The sequence below is a fragment of the Rhodococcus zopfii NBRC 100606 = JCM 9919 genome (genome assembly GCF_001895025.1).
GTDB lineage: Bacteria > Actinomycetota > Actinomycetes > Mycobacteriales > Mycobacteriaceae > Rhodococcus > Rhodococcus zopfii.
The window spans coordinates 1-2180 of record NZ_BCXI01000103.1 but is presented as its reverse complement, the minus strand read 5'-3'; the positions used below and the strand labels follow the sequence as shown (position 1 = coordinate 2180).

2 protein-coding genes are annotated in these 2180 nt (G+C 65.9%); both read right to left on the bottom strand.

Going from position 1 to position 2180, the window contains the following annotated elements; translation table 11 throughout:
- Positions 1-64: 64 nt before the first annotated feature.
- Positions 65-850: an IS21-like element helper ATPase IstB gene (istB, locus tag RZ1_RS29270; protein ID WP_072816436.1), complete on the bottom strand. Its 786-nt coding sequence runs from the start codon at positions 848-850 to the stop codon at positions 65-67.
- Positions 850-2100, bottom strand: a complete 1251-nt coding sequence (istA, locus tag RZ1_RS29265) for an IS21 family transposase (protein ID WP_072816434.1) — start codon at positions 2098-2100, stop codon at positions 850-852. The genes istB and istA overlap by 1 nt, the downstream gene beginning before the upstream one ends.
- Positions 2101-2180 lie beyond the last annotated feature (80 nt).

The following is a 2180-nucleotide window of genomic DNA, read 5'->3' as shown; positions in this document are numbered from 1 at the left end:
GTGTCAGGGACGGTCGAAAAGTCGGCCGGTAGCGACGGTCGAAAATCTGGCCACAAAGTCATGACTATTGTGCCGCGTTCTCGGCCCGGGCGGACGGCAACGTGTCCACTCCGCTGTCCTTGAGTCGGTAGCTCGACCCTTTCAGGGTCAAGACCTCGGCATGGTGCACGACGCGGTCGATCATCGCGGCGGCAACGACCTGGTCGCCGAACACGTCACCCCACCGGGCGAACGGCAGGTTCGAGGTCAGAATCAGGGAGGCATGCTCGTAGCGGCTCGACACCAACTGGAAGAACAGGTTCGCGGCGTCCTGCCCGAACGGGATGTAGCCGACCTCGTCGACGATGAGCAGCCCGACGCGGCGCAACCGGGTCAACTCGGCCTGCAGTCGACCGGCGGCGTGCGCAGTCGTCAGGCGGGTGATCCAGTCGACGGCGGTGGCGAACGCGACCCGATGGCCGTGCCCGGCGGCTTTGACGCCGAGCCCGATCGCCAGATGGGTCTTGCCGGTTCCGGGCGGGCCGAGCAGCACAACGTTGCGGGCCTGGGTCAAGAACATGCCGGTGCCCAGATGCGCGATCGTTTCCCGGTTGAGGGTGGGTTGATGATCGAAGTTGAATTCCTCCAACGATTTACGTGTCGGGAACCCCGCCGATCGGATGCGGATCTGGGCGCCGGACGATTCGCGGGCCGAGACCTCGCGGGAAAGCACCGCGGCGAGGTATTCCTCGTGGCTCCAGCCGCTCTCACGGGCCTGGGCGGCCAGTCGGGCCGCGGCGTCGCGGATCCGGGGTGCCTTGAGCGCGTGTGCGTAGTGTTCGACCTGTTTGATCGGATCCTCGGCGGCCATCACGCCACCTCCCCATCGGAGGATCCGATGGTGGACTCGATTGCGGTGGATCCGAAGTCGACACCGAAGACTTGGTCGTAGTCGGCGAGGTCCCGCATCGGGTGCCCGCTATCGGAGGTGTCGGAGGAGACCTGTTGGAACTGGTGCCGGAGCCGGGCTGCGGTGTCGACATGCCGGGGGTCGGTCACGGTCAGTCCGCTGGCCCAGAGGCGTTCGTGGTCGGCGAGCGGTCGACCGGCGCCGGTGACGGTGACGGCGTGGAGTCCGGTGGTGACCTGCACGAGATGCCCGATCGCCGACGGGTCGACCGAGTAGTCGTTGCCGCCCACGCGCACGTAGTAGTCCCGGGGCAGCCGCAACTCGATGACGGTGTCCGTGCTGGGTGGGACCGGTGGCAGGGCCAGCATTGCGGCGGTGTCGACGGCGACGAGTTCGTCGGGACGGCCGTCGATTCGGCGCACGGTCCGGCCGTTGGCGATCGGTAACCAGTCGGTGAGTTGAGTGTTGAAGTCTGCCGGTGAGGTGAACGTGCGCCCGGGCAGGAACGAGGTTTCGAGATAGCCGTTGACGCGTTCGACGATGCCTTTCGATTCCGGGTCGTAGGGCTTGAGCTGGATCAGCGTCGTCGACAAGGTGCCGATGAATGCGGTGACCGGGACGGTCAGCCGTCCCCGGCGTCCGATCCCGGCCTCGTTGTCCCACCACAGTTGGTGCGGCACCGCCCCGAACCGGTGCGCCAGCAGGGTCCACATGCCGGCGACCAGGTCCATCGTGGTTCGGGACGGCAGCATCATCGCGGTGATGAATCGTGAGAACGCGGCGACCATCACCAGCACCGGTGGCGTCCCGAACTGGCCGAACCCGAGCGGAATCTTCACGGGTGGGAACCACAGGTCGCATTGGACGGCTCTGCCCGGTTGATGGTCGAGACGGTCCGCTGGATCGACCGGCGCGTATTCGGGGCGCAGCAGCCGGATTCGTTCACGCAGCCAGGTGATCGATCCGCTCCAGCCGATGCGTTCGGCGATCACTGTGGCCGGCATTGTCGGATACGCCGTGAGCAACGCCCGGATTCTGGGTTCGGCTTCGGAAATCGCGGAGGCCACGGCGGGTCGTTGGTATTTCGGTGGTGTGTCGCTGGCCAGCGCGTTTGCGACTGTGTCGCGGGCGATGCCCAACCGTTTCGCGATGGCACGCTGTGACAGCTTCTCGCTGTGGTGCAGGTGCCGGATCAGGGCCCAGTCTTCCATCGAGATCACCCATCCGATCGTGGTTGGGTGGCCTGGTTTTCATCCGTCGTTTCTGGACTGGTTTTCGACCGCCGTTGACA